Below are 16543 nucleotides of genomic sequence, written 5' to 3' on the forward strand. Positions count from 1 at the left end.
CATACAGTTGAGCAAGTGTGGTTAAGGTCAGGGTGTTGGCAGTATCTCCGGCTGCCATCACCTGGCCTTTTTTCAATAACAAGACCTGATCCGCAACCCGATAAGCATGCTCAGGCTGATGCGTACATAAAAATATCGCTAACCCTTGCTCGCGTAAGACTTGTATTTGTTCTAAGACTCGGATTTGATTACCAAAGTCTAAGCTGGCCGTAGGCTCATCCAAAATCAGTGCTTGAGGCTCTTGCACCAATGCCCGCGCCAGCAGCACTAACTGCTGCTCGCCCCCGCTTAGCTGCAAGAACAAGCGCGATGCTAAGTGCTCAATACCAAGACGCGCTAAACACTGCAAAGCCAAATCACGATCCTTGGCTGAAGGACTCGCAAACAGGCCAATATAAGCACTGCGCCCCATCATTACGATATCCAATACAGCAAAGGCAAAAATGCTTTGTGTTTGTTGGGGAACATAGGCAATGTGTTGCGCCAACTCTCGCTTAGACCAGTGCGCTAAAGGGCGACCGAGTATATGAATCTGTCCGGCCAAAGCAGGTTGTAATCCCAATAAGGTTTTAAATAGGGTGGATTTTCCACTCCCATTTGGGCCGAGCACACACAGCGTTTGACCGGCTCGCAAGCTAAAATCAATGGATGAGCCGATGGTTTTTGTACCATAGCCAATAGCCAACTGCTGAGCTTGCATAATGACCGTACTAGCCACGACGCGGCCCTTTTAAAAGCAAATATAAAAAAAAGGGCGCCCCAATTAATGCCGTCAACACGCCTAAAGGCAGCTCCATTTGTGCTCCATTGCGCGCCACATTATCAGTAATCACCAAAAAGCTGGCCCCCATCAGCAAAGAAGTCGGAAGCAAGCGCGAAAACTCCGGGCCAACCAAAAGCCGTGCCATATGAGGTATAACCAAACCAACCCAACCGATCATGCCAGTAAATGAGACTGAGGCCGCCGTCATCAAGGTTGCACAAACGATTAAGCAGAACCGCAAACGCCCTGTATTAACCCCTAACGACTGTGCTTCGGTATCACTTAAGCTAAGCAAATTAATACGCCAGCGCAATAAAAATAAAGGCAACAGACCCACCGTCATAAATGGCAGCGCCCAGCCAAGCTCACGCCAGCTTACCGCATTTAGCCCGCCTAATAACCAAAATGTAATCGTGGGCAGCTGGGTATAGGGATCCGCTAAAATTTTAATCAGTGAAATCCCCGCGCCAAGTAGTGTGCCAACGGCCACACCGGCTAGCACAAGCACCAATACGGGATCGTAGCGACGACTACCTAGGGCAATAGCCGACACCAACCCCACTGCCACCATGCCCCCGGCAAAAGCAAAAAGCTGAACCCCTGCTAAGGGTAAGGCCAGATAAATAGCACACACAGCCCCCAAACCAGCCCCAGCAGATACCCCCAGAATATCCGGCGAGACCAATGGGTTGCGGAACATGGCTTGATACGTGGCTCCAGCTCCGGCTAAGGCCGCCCCCACTACGATCCCCGCGACCAAACGTGGCATACGTAAATTCCACACGACGAGATCAGCGGGGGTATTGGTTTGTCCTAAGGTATAAAGGCTTTGTAGTACCTGATGGAGTTGGAGCGGGTATTTGCCTAAGGTTAGGCTCGCTAACAAGGCCAACACAAACACCAAGCCTAAAACACTATTGAGCCAAAGCCATCGTGCTTCAAACAACCGCTTCCCCTACGCAAAGTCTACCGGGCTGGTGATTAGCGCCTGCAATGCCTCTATCCCAGGATCAAAGGCAAAATACAAAATAAAGAGATGACGTAACTGTTCAACCATTCGCTTTTGCTCTACACCATAGAGCCACCCCGATAACCAAAGCGCTCCAAATAAACGGTTAATGCTTGGGGGAACATCCAACCAACCAAAAGGAACCGTCGGCACAAACACCACTTTTTTATTTTTTACCGCTGGAATATCCTGCCACAAGGGATTTTGATAAACATCGCGATAAAACGCGACATCTTGTGTCAGGATCACATCGGGATTCCACACTAAAACCTGCTCCATGGACACCCGAACTAACTGCTCTCCTTCCATTGTGCCCGCTACATTTTCTGCGCCCACCAAACGTATAACTTCGCTATGAATCGACTGCCCTGCCCCTGTTTCTAAACCATCTGCAGAGCGCGCCAAATACATTGACGGCATATCGCCTTTATACGCCGATTTTTTCGCTGCGATATCATCTAAAATCTCTTGCGCGGCGTTTGCGAGCTGTTGCCCATGGCGCTGATGGCCAAGTACCGTACCTAACACCCGCAACTGCTCTGGTGTGTCCTCGATTCGACCCTCGACCAAAATATAAGGAATACCGGTTTGCTCGGAAAACTGCTGCGCCAAGGAAAGATAATGCGCATTCACATCGCCCACATCGACAATAACATCTGGCTTTAACGCCAAAAGTTGCTCTGTCGAAATCGTGCTGCCTCGACCCGCAAGACGCCCGACCACCGGTAGTTGTCGACTATGCTCACTGAGCCAAGGCAAAGCATTTTCTGGTAACGCAAAAGGCCAGCCCAATAATTGCTTCGGCGTTAAGCTATTTAACATCACTCCAGCAGGGGCTCCTGCCGCAAAAACACGTTTGATTTCCACTGGCTCTGGCAGGGTGCCAAATACGTGGAAAAGAGGTGAAGTGACATTAGGCACAGTTTGTGAAAATACCACAGGGGGCAACACGCCCCCTGTTAATAACATCGTGCTGCCTAATGCTTTTAATAAAGCACGGCGATTCATGATTAACCCTTTAAAAACGATAAGTTACCCCACCAAACCAAACACGGCCTGGCATAGGATAGCCTTCTTTGTACTCATAATTTTTGTCACCTAGATTACGCACACCCGCTTCAAAAGACAAGTCATGACGTGGTGTCCATACACCCTTTAGACCAAATGTAACAAAACCAGCCGTTTGTGTGTAATGGTCTTGCTTGTTTTTCGTGTATGAGTAGTAACGCCCACTTTCGGCATCCATCGAAGCAATCACATTCCACTGCTCTGCCGGACTCCAGTTCACATAGGCAAAAGCCTTATGCTTAGGAATGTCACGGATACGACGCTCAGGATCACTTTGATTCTTATTATGTAAATAAGTGTAGTTAACCCCTGCTGCTAAAGTAGGGCTAAATCGCTGTTCTAGGCCCAGCTCCACACCATGACGGCGCACCTTACCTACGTTTTGCGCCTGATCACAGAAGCCCGTTACTTTATGGGTAGGACATAGGTTAGATTCGAAGGTGACCGTATCAATCATATCGCGCACCTGACTATAGAACAGAGTAGCATCCACTTTTGCTCCAGCCCACGGTTCGCTGCGCGCGCCAATTTCAAAGTGACGGGCATTTTCACTTTTCAGATCAGGACTTGGTAATGCTCGACCCATCCGCGCAGAATAACGATCTTTAATGGTGGGGAAACGGGTTTTATAGGCTGCACTCGCGTATAGCTCCGTGCTATCGGTGATATCATGCATGACCTCAATCAAACCATTGGTGGCATTGCCGCTGCCTTTTTCCCAAACTCCCGCATCAAGGCTTTTACGGCGTTCATGACTTAAGCCCACACGCATGCGCCATGTATCAGTTAGCGTGATCAGATCCTCTGCCGCAACAGAGAAAGTACGATCTTTATAGCTAATATCCCCGTCCTTATGTTTATCGTGCTTATAGTGCACCGCTAAATGCAGCTCATGATTGCGGATAGCACGACTCACTAGCTCCACCGCCCCCCCATACGTATTGTCTTTATACGCACTGGTAGGATCGTGTTTGCTGTAGCTACTATCGGTGTACATATCAAGACCGTTTTTGTATTCGTCATGATACACACGGAACTTCAGATCGTGATCAGCGCCAAGCGCGGTATTACTAATAAAATACACGCTTTCTTTATCCCAGTACGGCCAGCGCCAATAACGCGGCTTGTCGCCATGCTGCCCCGCATAGATGGGTTGATCTTTTTGCCCTTTTTGGAGGCTATACCCTAATGCATACTCATCCGTCGCATTGGGGGTTAAACCCACTTTGAACGACGCACGTTTATCACGACGAAACGCATTTTCACGATAACTGCCTGTATCCGTTGGTGTTTTTTTACCATCCGTAAAACCGCGGCCTAAGGGAAATTTATCGGCCTCTAACCAAGATAACCCCCCTTGGAAATACCACAACCCTTGATTTGAGCCAAAGTTAATCGCCGCTAGACGCTCATTACCGGTAGCATAACCAAATCGTACATCCCCCTCGAACACTTCCGTAGGCTTACGTGTGACTAAGTTTACCGCTCCCCCCAATGTATTAGGACCATAAAGTAAGGAAGCGGCACCTTTGGCTACTCGAATTTCTGATAAATCAAACGTCGTAAAACGATCTAAATCCACATTACCATCATAAGGCACATACTGAGGAATACCATCTAAAAAGATAGGCACCTGACGCGAATCAAAACCTCGCACGGATAGCGTCGTCTCATTGCGCGCCCCTCCCTTGCTGATGCTCACACCAGGCTGTGTGTTCAGCGCAGCTCCCACATCATACAAATTGAACTCACGCATTTGCTCTTGGCTAATGGCGGTCTCACCGATTAGCTCTGTGGTGCTAATATCCCCGCGTACCACAACCCCTCCTAACTCAAACACGGAACTAGCATGGGCTACACCGGCCATCAATAAAGCCGCTGTTACGGTATTCACTACAAAAACCCCCGGTACAGCAGACACGGGAACCAAACAGGAAGATCGTTTTTTTGCCATAAATTTACTATCTATATGTAGGTATATATATAAAATGAAGCCGCAGCATGCAGCAAGCACACTGCGGCCCAAACCCCTGATCAACAGGGGCACCTATAGCGAGACGGTATAACTCGCTACTGGCGCACACCGCTATATTATTACATATATAACGCAATGAAATAAAATAACAACAGCAATACAACAGTTAGCGTTATCCTCTTATCTTTATTTGCTTTACGGAATTTTATTTATGGTGGATGTCATCTTCCCTTTTATCGGGGGAGTGGGGTTGTTTTTAGTCGGAATGATGCTGCTTTCTAAAGGCTTGGTTGCATTTGCAGGTCAGACCTTACGTAAAGCATTGATGCGATTTACGGGAACACCACTCAAAGCATTTTGTTCTGGTGCCGTTCTTACAGCCATGATGCAGTCCTCAACGGCGACTACCGTCACACTAATTGGCTTTGTGAGTGCTGGGCTGATTTCTTTTAGTCATGCTATTGGCGTAGTGATGGGGGCCAGCCTTGGAAATACCGCAGCAGGTTGGCTCGTGTCAGGAGTCGCGTTAAAAATTAATCTTAGCTTCTATACCATGCCGCTCATTGGTATTGGTGCTCTCCTTAAACTGCTTGCTCGCGGGCGCGCAGCCGATTTTGGTATGGCGATTGCTGGCTTTGGGATTTTATTTCTCGGCTTACGCACTCTGCAAGATGCGATGACTGGACTCACTGGGCATTTTGATCTAGCGACTCTCCCCGTCGGGGGGCTAGGTGCGCATCTTATTATTATGCTGATTGGTTTTGCCCTAACCACCTTATTACAATCCTCCACAGCAGCGATTGCCACCACCCTTACCGCGGTCCATACCGGAGCCATCAGCTTAGATCAGGCTGGAGCCGTTATCGTGGGCGCAGCCATTGGCACTACCGTTACCAGCGCCTTAGTCAGTATTGGCGCAAGTACGGCGGCTAAACGAACCGCCTTAGCGCATATTCTTTTTAATGTGGTGGTGGGGCTTATTGCTCTGGTATTGCTGCCGGGCTATTTATATCTATTAACCCAAATTGCCCGCTGGCTAGGCACCCAGCCGGGCGCGATTAGCTTAGCGGCCTTCCATACCCTATTTATTTTAATTGGCTCTGCTTTATTTCTCCCCTTTACCGAGGCATTTGCTCGTCTTGTTGAACGACTTTTGCCGGAAAAAGCCAATGATCTTACCCCCCATTTGGATAGCACCCTGCTAAGCGTACCGGATATTGCACTAGAAGCCGCCCAACGCACCATTGAGGATTTAGCGCATCGTCTGCTAACGTATCATCGCCTACTCATCACCAATCAGCCCCACCCAAAAAGCTTGGCATTGCAACAGCATATGCAAGCCTTAGAGTCTGTCTTTGATTTTGTGACGCGCATCCACGTTGATAGCGACGACCAACGCTTAAATGCCATGCAGGTGGCACAGCTGCACGCTATTGACCACCTATTACGTCTGGCATCCCGTCAACTCTATTTTATTGAAGATGGCCATGAAATGAATCAGCGTGCTTTTGCACAAGCTATCGAACACAGCTTAGAGCAATTACGCCTAATTGAGTCAGGCTTAACACACAATACCCCTGACCAATGGGTCAAAAAACTTAAAATAGAAGCCAAAGCTTTAAAAGAGCTTTCTGTAGAAACCAGAAAAGCACTATTACAGCAGCCAGGACAGACAACCTCAAACCGCGACATTTTAATTGAAACCGATAGTTATCGCTGGCTTGAACGCAACGGACACCATATTTGGCGTCTTGGGTACTACCTTGACCAATCACGCCAAGCTCAGCCCGATCAATAAGGATCACTACTCATAAACCGCAATAGCCTATTTATAAAAAGCCTTAGATAATACACAACAAAACCTCCGTTTTATCTAAGGCTATTATGATTACTTTATCGCACTGTATTGATTTAGATCGCCGCGACGAGCTCGCCCCTTTGCGTGAGCAGTTTGCCCTACCGGAAAATACCATTTATTTAGACGGGAACTCGCTAGGTGCCCAACCCAAAGCCGCATTAAAACGCGCACAACAGATTATCGAGCACGAGTGGGGCACAGACCTAATCCAAAGCTGGAATAAAGCGGGATGGTTTCAGCGCCCACTTACACTAGGCAATGAGCTCGCTCCACTGATCGGTGCCGCTCAAGACGAAGTCGCCATTACGGACTCCACCTCGGTCAACCTGTTTAAAGCCGTAGCGGCGGCCCTCCATATCCAAAAACAAAACCCTGCCACTGCTGCCAAACGGGTGATTGTCACGGAGCGCAGTAATTTTCCTACCGATATTTATATCCTTGAGGGCATCAACCATTTTCTAGGTCAGTCGTATGAGATTCGTCTCGTCGATAGCCCGGAAGCACTCTACCAAGCCATTGATGCCGATGTCGCCGTCGTCTTACTAACACATGTGAATTATCGCACGGGCTACATGCTTGATATGCCCGCGCTAACCGCGCACGCCCATCAACATCAAGCCCTCATCATCTGGGATTTATGTCATTCCGCTGGCGCGGTTCCTGTGGATCTTCACGCCGCTCATGCGGATTTTGCGGTAGGCTGTACGTACAAATACCTGAATGCTGGCCCAGGTGCTCCCGCGTTTATCTGGGTTCCCAAAAAGCATCAAGCGCAATTTTTACAGCCGCTCACCGGCTGGTGGGCGCATCGTTCTCCTTTTGCCATGCAACCTAGTTTTGCTGCTGCCGGCGATATACGCGGTGCGCTTTGCGGTACTCAGCCTATGATTTCCTTATCTTTAGTCGCCTGCGGTCTCGATGTTTTCAAACAAACCACCATGGAAAAAATTCGCGCTAAATCACTGGCGCTTAGTGATTTGTTTATTCAGCTCCTTGAGCAATATTGCGGGTCGCATCCTTTGCAATTAGAAACCCCCTTAGAACACGAGCGCCGCGGCAGTCAGATCAGTATCGCCCATCCACATGGCTATGCCGTTATGCAAGCACTGATTGCCCGTGGTGTCATTGGCGACTACCGTGAGCCCCATATTATGCGCTTTGGATTTACCCCTTTATACACGTCTTATCAGGACGTGTGGAAAGCCGTACACATCCTCGCCGATATCTTGGATCACAAAAAATACGATGCCAACCTAGAAAAAAATGCCGTGACTTGATCACAATCTGCACATACACTGCCCCCCATTTAAATGGATCTTACGAACGGGCTCCCTTTTTTGATGGTACTCAGACTTTTGTATTGGGGTTTATTACCCTCGATTACAGCGAGATCAGCAACATGAATAGAAAAATCTGGGATATTTCACCACCTATCCATAGCCAAAGCCCCGTTTTCCCCGGTGATGCCCCCTATCAGCAAACATGGACTTGGCAGCTCAGTGATACCTGTCCAGTCAATGTCAGTACGCTGCGCTTATCTCCGCATGTGGGGGCGCATGCCGATGCCCCCCTGCATTACAAAGCCGGAGCAGCCAGTGCCGGCATGATGGATCTACACCCTTTTTTAGGGCCATGTCGTGTGTTGCATGTCATTGGTTGTACGGGCTTAATTCAACCTCATCATATTGAACATGCGCTTTTATATGCGCCCCCACGGATTTTAGTGCGTACCTATAAAGACCAAGTGCCCCACGTCTGGGAAGATTCGTTTGCCGCCTTTGCGCCCGAAACCATTGACTTGCTCCATGCCCATGGCATTCGTCTTATTGGTATTGATACTCCGAGCATCGACCCAGCCAGCAGCAAAAGTTTAGATAGCCACAAGCGTATTTTGTCTTATGATATGCGTGTACTAGAAAATCTTGATTTGTGCGCTGTCGATGCAGGGGACTATGAACTCATTGCTTTGCCACTTAAACTCATGGAAGCGGACGCCAGCCCCTTTCGCGCCGTATTACGTGCTTTATAAATAAACATGATGACCAATGCTCAAAACCCAGAAGAGATTGTAAAAGCCGAAGGCGCTCAATTAGATTTTTCTAACGATATGACCTATGGCAGCTACCTAGATTTAGATGCCATTCTCAATGCGCAGCACCCTTTATCCCCTGACCACAATGAAATGCTGTTTATTATTCAGCATCAAACCAGTGAGCTCTGGATGAAGCTGATGCTGCACGAAATGCGAGCCGCTTTAATCCATTTACAACAAGATCAATTACATACTGTATTTAAAATGCTGGCGCGTGTAAGCCGAATTATGGAGCAGCTAGTCCACGCATGGACTGTGCTATCAACCATGACCCCACCCGAATACAGTGCTTTACGTCCCTATCTGGCGCGCTCTAGTGGTTTTCAAAGCTATCAATATCGTCAAATTGAGTTTTTACTAGGCAATAAAAACGCCGCCATGCTTAAGCCACATGCACACCGAGCCGATATTCTACAAGCGGTACAACATGTTTATGAAGCCCCATCACTGTATGACGAAGCGCTACGCTTTATGGCACGCCAAGGGCTACCTGTTCCTGCCGCTTATCTCGATCGCGACTGGACGCAACCCTATCAGGCCAATGCCGATGTTCAAGCCGCTTGGCTGATCGCCTATCAAAATCCAGAGCAATACTGGGATGTCTATCAGCTTGGAGAAAAGCTTACAGATATTGAAGATGCTTTTCGCCAATGGCGCTTTAGGCATCTTACTACCGTAGAGCGGGTCATCGGCTTTAAGCGTGGTACAGGCGGCACCTCGGGCGTAGACTATTTACGCAAAATGCTTGATGTGGTGCTTTTTCCTGAGCTTTGGCGCCTACGTACTGAGCTTTAGGCTTTACCCTCTAGGCTATCCCATAAGGCTGGAGCTTTATTGCTTTCGGCCAGTTTATCCAGATAGGCTCGGTGGGCAGCTTGGTCTTGTTCTGTTGCATATAAAATAGGCAAACGGCTGGCATCAAATCGTGCTAAGCCGCTTTGGTCTTTTTGGTTATCATCGTGGCGATCAAAGCTCATCAATAGGCTTTCTTGACCACGTGTCATCGCTAACCAAACGTCGGCTAATAGCTCCGAGTCCAGTAACGCCCCGTGTAAGACTCGATGCTCATTAGAAATCCCGTAGCGATCACAAAGCGCATCTAGGTTATTACGCTTTCCTGGGTGAAGCTCGCGCGCATAGACTAATGAGTCTGTGATTTTTCCGCAAAAACTACTAAAAGGGGCATAGCCAAAGCGCGTAAACTCTGCATCCAAAAACTTGGTATCAAAAGGCGCGTTATGAATAATCACTTCTGCACCTTTAACAAAAGCAATAATCTCATCAATAACCTGCTCAACAGGTGGGTACTGCGCTAGAAACTCTGTTGTTAAACCATGCACTGCGAGCGCCTCGGGGTCTGAGTCGCGTCCTGGGTTCACATATAAATGTAGATGATTACCTGTTAGCTGACGATTTGCTATCTCTACCCCGGCAATTTCCACTAATCGATGCCCATCATCAGGATCCAAACCTGTAGTTTCTGTATCTAAAACAATTTGTCGCATTTTTAACTTCTCTGTTTAAGCACGTCGCTTGGGTGCTTTAGCCGCAATCAACGTATAGGCAGCCGGCACCACAAACAAGGTTAACACGGTGCCAAAGGTTAGCCCCCCCACCAAAACCCAGCCAATTTGCTGTCGGCTTTCTGCGCCTGCACCGGTAGCATAGGCTAATGGCAGCACGCCCAGCACCATTGCTCCTGTTGTCATTAAAATCGGGCGCAAGCGCATTTCACAAGCCCGCACTACGGCTTGATAAAGCCCCACGCCCTCAGCCCGTAGCTGGGTAGCAAACTCCACAATCAAAATCCCATGTTTAGTAATTAGCCCCACCAAGGTAATCAAACCAATTTGACTATAAATAGACAAAGTACCACCGCTTAACCATAATGCAAATAACGCACCGGTCATCGATAGAGGAACGGAGAGCATAATAATAAAAGGATTACGCCAGCTTTCAAATTGGGCCGCAAGCACCAAATAAATAAATACCAAGGCCATAGCAAACACAAAGTACATGCTTCCCGAGGCATCCCTAAATTCACGCGACTGTCCATCTAAATCAGTTTGTGCAGTCTCAGGCAATGTGGTTGCCGCCACATTTTGCATATGGGTTAAAACTTCTCCTAAGGCATAACCCGGCGCCACTGAGGCTTGCACAATCACGGCACGTAATCGATTAAAGTGGTTTAATGACTGAGGCGAGACGCTTTCATGGATCGTTAAAAAACCGCCAAGCGGAAGCATTTCCCCCGCTTGATTACGCACATAAATATCTAAAATATCCGCCGGATTGGCTCGATGCGATTTATCCACCTGCACAATCACATCATACTGCTCACCATCGTCCTCAAACCGCGTAACTTGGCGCCCGCCTAACAGCGACTCGAGCGTACGCCCTACTGTTGCCACGTCTACGCCCGCATCGGCCAGCTTGTCCCGGTCCAGCTCTACCCGTAATTCTGGCGTATTTAAACGTAAATCCGTGTCAATATTTTGTAAGCCAGGATAGTCCTCTAGGGCGGCAATAAAACGCGCTACGATTTGAGCCAACTCAGGATAAGGCACCTGACTCATGATCACAAATTCAACCGGTTTTGACGTGGCGCGCTGGCCAAAAGAAGGCGGATTCGTGGGAAAAGCACGCACCCCTGGCAAAGCAGAGAACTTTGGCTGTAGTGCTCGCGCAATTTCTTGCTGGCTACGGTGCCGTTCTTCCCAAGGTTTTAAGCGTAAGATCGCAAACGAGTCCGTGACCGTCGGAAAACCAATCACCGCTTGATACCCCGAGGTTTCTGGTAGCTGCGCATAAAACTGCTCCACTTGCTTCACGCTCTCTAGGGTATAAGCCAATGTGGCGCCTTCGGGTGCATTGACCATGCCAAATATAACGCCGCGATCTTCGATAGGAGCAAGCTCGCTTTTGATCAGACTAAATAACACCCCACTGCCCAGCGCCACCCCCACCCCCAGCCAAAGCACCACAGCGCGATATCGCAATGCCCGCAGCAAGGTTTTTCTATAAAAACGTGTTAATGCATTCAAACCATGCTCGATACGCAAGTACCATTTACCGGGTCGCTGCTGCGGCCGTAACAATACTGCACACATCATCGGAGTGAGAGTCAGCGCAACAAAACCAGATACCAACACCGCCCCCGCCAACGTCAAGGCAAACTCAATAAACAAGCGCCCCGTTCTGCCTGTGGCAAAAGCCAATGGTGCAAAGACCGTCACCAACGTTAAGGTCATAGCAATAACCGCACCACCAATTTCTTTGATCCCTAAAAAAGAGGCTTGTACCCGATCCATACCATTTTCAATATGGCGGTATACGTTTTCTAAAACCACAATGGCATCATCAACCACAAGACCGATGGCTAATACCATAGCCAATAAGGTCAAGGTATTAATCGAAAAACCAAAGGCATACATAATACCCAGAGCACCAATGAGCGAAACGGGTATCGTTACAATAGGAATGAGACTGGCACGCAGGTTACGTAAGAAAAATAAGATCACCAGCATCACTAATAAAGTGGCTTCAATGATGGTGGTGTACACCGAATCTATGGACTTTTGAATAAATACCGAACTGTCATAAGCCACATGCAGTCGCATATTGCCTGGCAAATTCATATTAATTTGCTCGACTTCGGCTCGCACTGCCTGCGATAAGCTAAGAGGGTTTGCGGTAGATTGTTTCGTTACCCCAATCGTTAAGCTATCTTGCCCATTAAAACGCGCCAAGACTCGCTCTTCGGCCGCATCAATCTGTACTTGTGCCATTTCCCCTAAGCGCACTGGATAGCCATTGCGATGGGCTACGATGATGTTTTTAAACTCCTCTACGGTCTGCAAATCGGTGGAGGACACCACAGAGAACTCGCGTAAATGCGACTCAATGCGCCCAGCGGGAATCAATACGTTCTGTTGGCGCAACGCGTTTTCTATGTCTTGCACAGTGAGCTGAAGCCCCGCCATACGCGCTCGATCCACATTGATGCGCATGGCAGGCAGACGCTCCCCAAATACTCGCACCTCGGCGGCGCCCGGCAATACGGACAGCCGCGTTTTAATATAGCGATTGATGTAATCCGAGGCCTGAATCGCGCTGTAATCCCCCATTTCTACCCCAATATAAATAATTGGGGTGGAGTCTGCTTCAACCTTATTGATAATGGGCTCATCGACCTCGTCAGGCAAAAAGCGCCGTGCGCGCGAGACCTTATCCCGTACATCTGCTGCCGCAGCATCTGGGCTACGACTTAAGTTAAATTTAATATTGATTAAACTACGTTCAGAACGACTACGCGAGGTCATGACATCCACGCCCTCGATCCCTGAAAGCTGGTCCTCTAGGGGCTTGGTGACCTGAGACTCAATCACCTCTGGTGATGCCCCTTTATAGTTGGTGATCACCGATACCACGGGCTCATCAATCGCAGGGTACTCACGTACACTTAAGCGCTCGTAGGAGATCAAACCGACCAGCACAATCATCAACGATAAAACTGTCGCAAAAATAGGGCGCTGTATACAAAAGTCCGCAATTTTCATCGGAGGGTTCCTTAGGGTTGCGCTAGCTCAGCGCGCTGATAACGCAATGGCGTGCCATCTTGTACCTTTTGCAAGCCCGTGACTAACACCACATCATCGGGCTGCAAGCCACTGACCTGCACCCAACCATCTCGACGAATACCAATCTGAACCTCGACTCGCTGCGCTTGGTCTTGATCTGTAACGCGATACACATAGTGCGCCTGCCCCGAAGGCACAATAGCGGTCTCTGGCACAACAAGCGCTTCCATTTCATCCAGCTCCACCACAATACGGGCAAACTGCCCAGGCCGTAAGCGCCCATCGGGGTTCGGCACATGAGCACGCAGCACAACAGAACGCCCCTGTTCATCAATCATAGGACTAATGGCATTCACTTGCCCGATAAATTCACTCTGAGCCAATGCATCCAAACGCAAGCGTATCGGCGTGCCCACCTGAATCTGCCCTAAGTACTGTTCAGGAATCCTAAAATCCACCTGCAACTGGTCAATGGAGGCTATATCTACAATCTCGGTGCCATTTGCTACATAATCCCCTACCGACACATAACGCAAGCCAAGCATGCCGGAAAAAGGGGCTTTGATTTGGCTTTTTTCAATGCGGGTTTGAATAATTTTGACCTGAGCGGCAGCTACAGCGCGCTCGCTTTTAGACTCATCCTGAGCTTGAGAGCTAATAAAACCCTGCTGATGCAATTGTTGTGCTCGATGTGCTCGACTTGCAGCTAGCTGCAACGCGGCCTGTGCTTGCTGTAACTCGGCTTGTAGCACATCTGTATCCAGCTGCACCAAAACCTGCCCGGCTTGAGCACGTGTGCCTTCCTCGAACAAAATAGCGGCAATACGCCCACTGCTTTCTGCACGTAGCGTCACCGCATTTTGTGCTAACAAAGAACCAACAGCAGCCACCTCCTGCGCTAAGGTTTGCTGACGAACACGCACCACATCCACCTGTACGGCGGCAGGCGCAGCGGCAACAGAAGAGGTTAAGGGAGGCTCTGGTTCTGGATTAATGACTGACACCAGTTCTTTTGCACCCCAAAATACCATTGCTAACCCAAGTACCAATGCGAAAATCAGCCACCACACCCATTTTTTCATGCTTATTGCACCTGTTGCTGTAATTGCTCTACGCCCAAATTGGCTAAAGCATCGGCACGCTCATTGCCATGATCACCGGCATGCCCACGAACCCAATGCCATTGTAATTGGTGTTGTTGACAAAGTGCATCCAGCTGTTGCCATAAATCGGCGTTTTTTACGGGTTTTTTAGACGCATTACGCCAACCCTTGGCCTTCCAGCCCGGCAACCATTCTGTCATGGCTTTTTGCACGTATTGCGAGTCCGTATAAATGTGAACAAGACACGGCTCTTTTAACAGCTGTAGTGCCTGAATCACAGCCATAATTTCCATACGATTATTCGTGGTTTCTGGCTCACCACCATAAATTTCTTTGGTGTGGCGCCCATATTTTAATAGCGCCCCCCAACCACCTGCACCGGGGTTGCCTTTGCATGCCCCATCCGTCCATATCAATACTTCTTTCATTTATGTATCATCTGAATAAGTGCGCGTGGCATGACGCTGAGCCACTGCAGCAGAGCGTACACGGGCTTTTTTTTGCTTGGCCCAGTCCAAGCCAACCATAGTCACGCTACTGACGCGCTTTGTTGCTTTAAGTACATACACGGCTCCAAATAAAGGCCACCACCGCGCACCCCACTTTTCTAAGAACTGCCAGCGTTGCATCCACTTGCTCTGCTCACAGAGCGGACGATAACACCCTTGCCGCTCCTGTGTCACATCAAAAGACAGTAAGGATAACCAGTCTTCTACGCGCCATGGCGAGAGCTGATGACTAGGCGGCACCGGTAACAAACACTCTAGACCAGGCACACGATCACGGGCCCCCCATAAGCTCCATGGATTAAAGCCTGTAATCACCACTTGCCCTTCGGGAACCAATACCCGCTCGACCTCGCGCAATACTTGATGCGGATCACTTGAAGTTTCTAGTGTATGAGGTAAAACTAATAGGTCTATACTTTCCGTGGCAAACGGCAACTGCTCGGGTTGACAGACTACAGCAAGCCCAGCCGTATCACTGATGTTATCCGTATGGGTATACCATTTATGAGATATGCGATTTTGTTGCATCAAAGGCCATTGAGGCAATCCTATTTGAATGGCATGATAACCAAATACATTCTGCAGTAGTTCCTCAATCTGAGCCTGCTCCCACTGGCGAGCAAATTGCCCTATTTCCGTATATAGCCATTGTTTTAACACCAACTCCATGTTCTCGTGCTCTGTCACTCAGGTGCCTCCTATTATGAAAAACCACTTAGCTCCTACGCCTGCCCTGCAGTTAGAACCGATCCCAGCCTTCAATGATAACTATATTTGGTTGATTCACAATGAAAAACATGCAGTGGTCATTGATCCTGGCGATGCGCACCCTGTTATCCAGTTTCTTGAGCAGCAATCCCTTCAACTTGACGCCATTTTAATCACTCACCATCACCACGACCATGTTGGGGGCATCCAAGCGCTCCTATCCCATTCCCAAGATGCTACGGTGTATGGGCCCGCGCACGAAGCGATTCCCCAGCGGCAAGTAGCGGTGGATCAAGGGGATCAGATTACTCTTCAGCCGCTTGGCATAACGTTAGATGTTCTGGCTGTACCGGGGCACACCTTAGGGCACGTGGCCTATGTCACGCATTTAACAAGCGAGCAACCCGTGCTCTTTTGTGGTGACACCTTGTTTTCGGGTGGCTGTGGGCGCTTATTTGAAGGTACCCCTGCACAAATGTATGCTTCTTTACAGAAGCTGGCCGCTCTACCTACAAACACCTTTGTTTGCTGTGCACACGAATATACCTTGTCCAATCTCATGTGGGCACTTGAGGTCGAACCTGACAACACCGCGCTCCAGACCTATTACGAGCAGGCTTCAGAGCTACGCCAAGCACAACAGCCCACCCTACCCTCTACCATTGGCCTTGAGTTACAAATCAATCCCTTTTTACGTACGGGAGTTCCAGCGGTACAATTGAGCGCAGCCGCGTATGCTGGACAGCCGGCTCACAGTCCCTCCGAGGTATTAGCCCAACTACGAGAATGGAAAAACAACGCCTAAGACCATGAAATCCTTACGACTTTTTTTAATTGGCCTCATAGTGGTTTTAGCTGGTTGCGCCACACAGCAAAAA

The 16543-nt window shown here is 48.9% G+C and carries 14 protein-coding genes; 5 read left to right on the forward strand and 9 right to left on the reverse strand.

Annotated features, from left to right (window positions below; translation table 11 throughout):
* From Q1V74_RS00175 to Q1V74_RS00190, 4 genes are all read right to left on the reverse strand, one after another.
* A partial coding sequence (locus Q1V74_RS00175) for an ABC transporter ATP-binding protein (protein WP_300646507.1) occupies positions 1-718 on the reverse strand: 718 nt, incomplete at its 3' end.
* Entirely contained in the window at positions 711-1709 is a 999-nt protein-coding gene (locus tag Q1V74_RS00180) for an iron ABC transporter permease (RefSeq protein WP_300646508.1), read from the reverse strand. The genes Q1V74_RS00175 and Q1V74_RS00180, both read right to left, overlap by 8 nt.
* Positions 1710-1718: 9 nt before the next feature.
* A complete protein-coding gene (locus Q1V74_RS00185; protein ID WP_300646509.1) occupies positions 1719-2780 on the reverse strand; it encodes an ABC transporter substrate-binding protein in 1062 nt (353 codons plus the stop codon).
* A gap of 10 nt (positions 2781-2790) precedes the next feature.
* Positions 2791-4794, reverse strand: a complete 2004-nt coding sequence (locus Q1V74_RS00190; RefSeq protein WP_300646510.1) for a TonB-dependent receptor — start codon at positions 4792-4794, stop codon at positions 2791-2793.
* 232 nt (positions 4795-5026) lie between these two features.
* Here Q1V74_RS00190 and Q1V74_RS00195 point away from each other — a divergent pair, with 232 nt between their 5' ends.
* The 4 genes from Q1V74_RS00195 to kynA all read left to right on the forward strand — a co-directional run bounded on the left by Q1V74_RS00195 (position 5027) and on the right by kynA (position 9560).
* The gene (locus Q1V74_RS00195; RefSeq protein ID WP_300646511.1) at positions 5027-6613 is read left to right on the forward strand and encodes a Na/Pi symporter; all 1587 of its coding nucleotides are present in this window, start codon (positions 5027-5029) and stop codon (positions 6611-6613) included.
* A gap of 86 nt (positions 6614-6699) precedes the next feature.
* On the forward strand, positions 6700-7950 hold the full coding sequence (kynU, locus tag Q1V74_RS00200) for a kynureninase (protein ID WP_300646512.1): 1251 nt from the start codon (positions 6700-6702) through the stop codon (positions 7948-7950).
* A gap of 122 nt (positions 7951-8072) precedes the next feature.
* A complete protein-coding gene (gene kynB / locus Q1V74_RS00205) occupies positions 8073-8702 on the forward strand; it encodes an arylformamidase (RefSeq protein ID WP_300646514.1) in 630 nt (209 codons plus the stop codon).
* A 9-nt stretch (positions 8703-8711) separates the two neighbouring features.
* Positions 8712-9560: a tryptophan 2,3-dioxygenase gene (gene kynA, locus Q1V74_RS00210; RefSeq protein WP_260650163.1), complete on the forward strand. Its 849-nt coding sequence runs from the start codon at positions 8712-8714 to the stop codon at positions 9558-9560.
* Here kynA and dnaQ read toward each other — a convergent pair.
* Genes dnaQ through Q1V74_RS00235 form a run of 5 tightly spaced genes read right to left on the reverse strand, consistent with a single transcriptional unit; the run spans position 9557 to position 15626 of the window.
* Positions 9557-10270, reverse strand: a complete 714-nt coding sequence (gene dnaQ, locus Q1V74_RS00215; protein ID WP_300646516.1) for a DNA polymerase III subunit epsilon — start codon at positions 10268-10270, stop codon at positions 9557-9559. The two genes, kynA and dnaQ, sit on opposite strands and share 4 nt — an antisense overlap.
* Positions 10271-10285: 15 nt before the next feature.
* A complete protein-coding gene (locus Q1V74_RS00220) occupies positions 10286-13324 on the reverse strand; it encodes an efflux RND transporter permease subunit (RefSeq protein ID WP_300646517.1) in 3039 nt (1012 codons plus the stop codon).
* An 11-nt stretch (positions 13325-13335) separates the two neighbouring features.
* Positions 13336-14427, reverse strand: coding sequence for an efflux RND transporter periplasmic adaptor subunit (locus tag Q1V74_RS00225; RefSeq protein ID WP_300646518.1), 1092 nt, complete (start codon positions 14425-14427; stop codon positions 13336-13338).
* Between the two features lie 2 nt (positions 14428-14429).
* The gene (rnhA, locus tag Q1V74_RS00230; protein ID WP_300646519.1) at positions 14430-14876 is read right to left on the reverse strand and encodes a ribonuclease HI; all 447 of its coding nucleotides are present in this window, start codon (positions 14874-14876) and stop codon (positions 14430-14432) included.
* Positions 14877-15626: a class I SAM-dependent methyltransferase gene (locus Q1V74_RS00235; protein WP_260650162.1), complete on the reverse strand. Its 750-nt coding sequence runs from the start codon at positions 15624-15626 to the stop codon at positions 14877-14879. It lies immediately after the preceding gene.
* A 34-nt stretch (positions 15627-15660) separates the two neighbouring features.
* Here Q1V74_RS00235 and gloB point away from each other — a divergent pair, with 34 nt between their 5' ends.
* Positions 15661-16470 carry a hydroxyacylglutathione hydrolase gene (gloB, locus tag Q1V74_RS00240; RefSeq protein WP_300646520.1) on the forward strand — a complete coding sequence of 270 codons (810 nt, stop codon included), beginning with the start codon at positions 15661-15663 and terminating at the stop codon, positions 16468-16470.
* The last annotated feature ends 73 nt before the right edge of the window (positions 16471-16543 follow it).

The organism is Paenalcaligenes sp., from assembly GCF_030152715.1.
In the GTDB taxonomy this organism is placed as follows: Bacteria; Pseudomonadota; Gammaproteobacteria; order Burkholderiales; family Burkholderiaceae_B; genus Paenalcaligenes; species Paenalcaligenes hermetiae.

Bases quoted from the DNA above. Each gene is read 5' to 3' on its own strand.
- Q1V74_RS00185 (WP_300646509.1), bottom strand. From the start codon at position 2,780: ATGAATCGCCGTGCTTTATTAAAAGCATTAGGCAGCACGATGTTATTA.
- Q1V74_RS00190 (WP_300646510.1), bottom strand. From the start codon at position 4,794: ATGGCAAAAAAACGATCTTCCTGTTTGGTTCCCGTGTCTGCTGTACCG.
- Q1V74_RS00235 (WP_260650162.1), bottom strand. From the start codon at position 15,626: ATGGAGTTGGTGTTAAAACAATGGCTATATACGGAAATAGGGCAATTT.
- Q1V74_RS00220 (WP_300646517.1), bottom strand. From the start codon at position 13,324: ATGAAAATTGCGGACTTTTGTATACAGCGCCCTATTTTTGCGACAGTT.
- kynB (WP_300646514.1), top strand. From the start codon at position 8,073: ATGAATAGAAAAATCTGGGATATTTCACCACCTATCCATAGCCAAAGC.
- Q1V74_RS00225 (WP_300646518.1), bottom strand. From the start codon at position 14,427: ATGAAAAAATGGGTGTGGTGGCTGATTTTCGCATTGGTACTTGGGTTA.
- kynU (WP_300646512.1), top strand. From the start codon at position 6,700: ATGATTACTTTATCGCACTGTATTGATTTAGATCGCCGCGACGAGCTC.
- Q1V74_RS00195 (WP_300646511.1), top strand. From the start codon at position 5,027: ATGGTGGATGTCATCTTCCCTTTTATCGGGGGAGTGGGGTTGTTTTTA.
- rnhA (WP_300646519.1), bottom strand. From the start codon at position 14,876: ATGAAAGAAGTATTGATATGGACGGATGGGGCATGCAAAGGCAACCCC.
- gloB (WP_300646520.1), top strand. From the start codon at position 15,661: ATGAAAAACCACTTAGCTCCTACGCCTGCCCTGCAGTTAGAACCGATC.
- dnaQ (WP_300646516.1), bottom strand. From the start codon at position 10,270: ATGCGACAAATTGTTTTAGATACAGAAACTACAGGTTTGGATCCTGAT.
- kynA (WP_260650163.1), top strand. From the start codon at position 8,712: ATGACCAATGCTCAAAACCCAGAAGAGATTGTAAAAGCCGAAGGCGCT.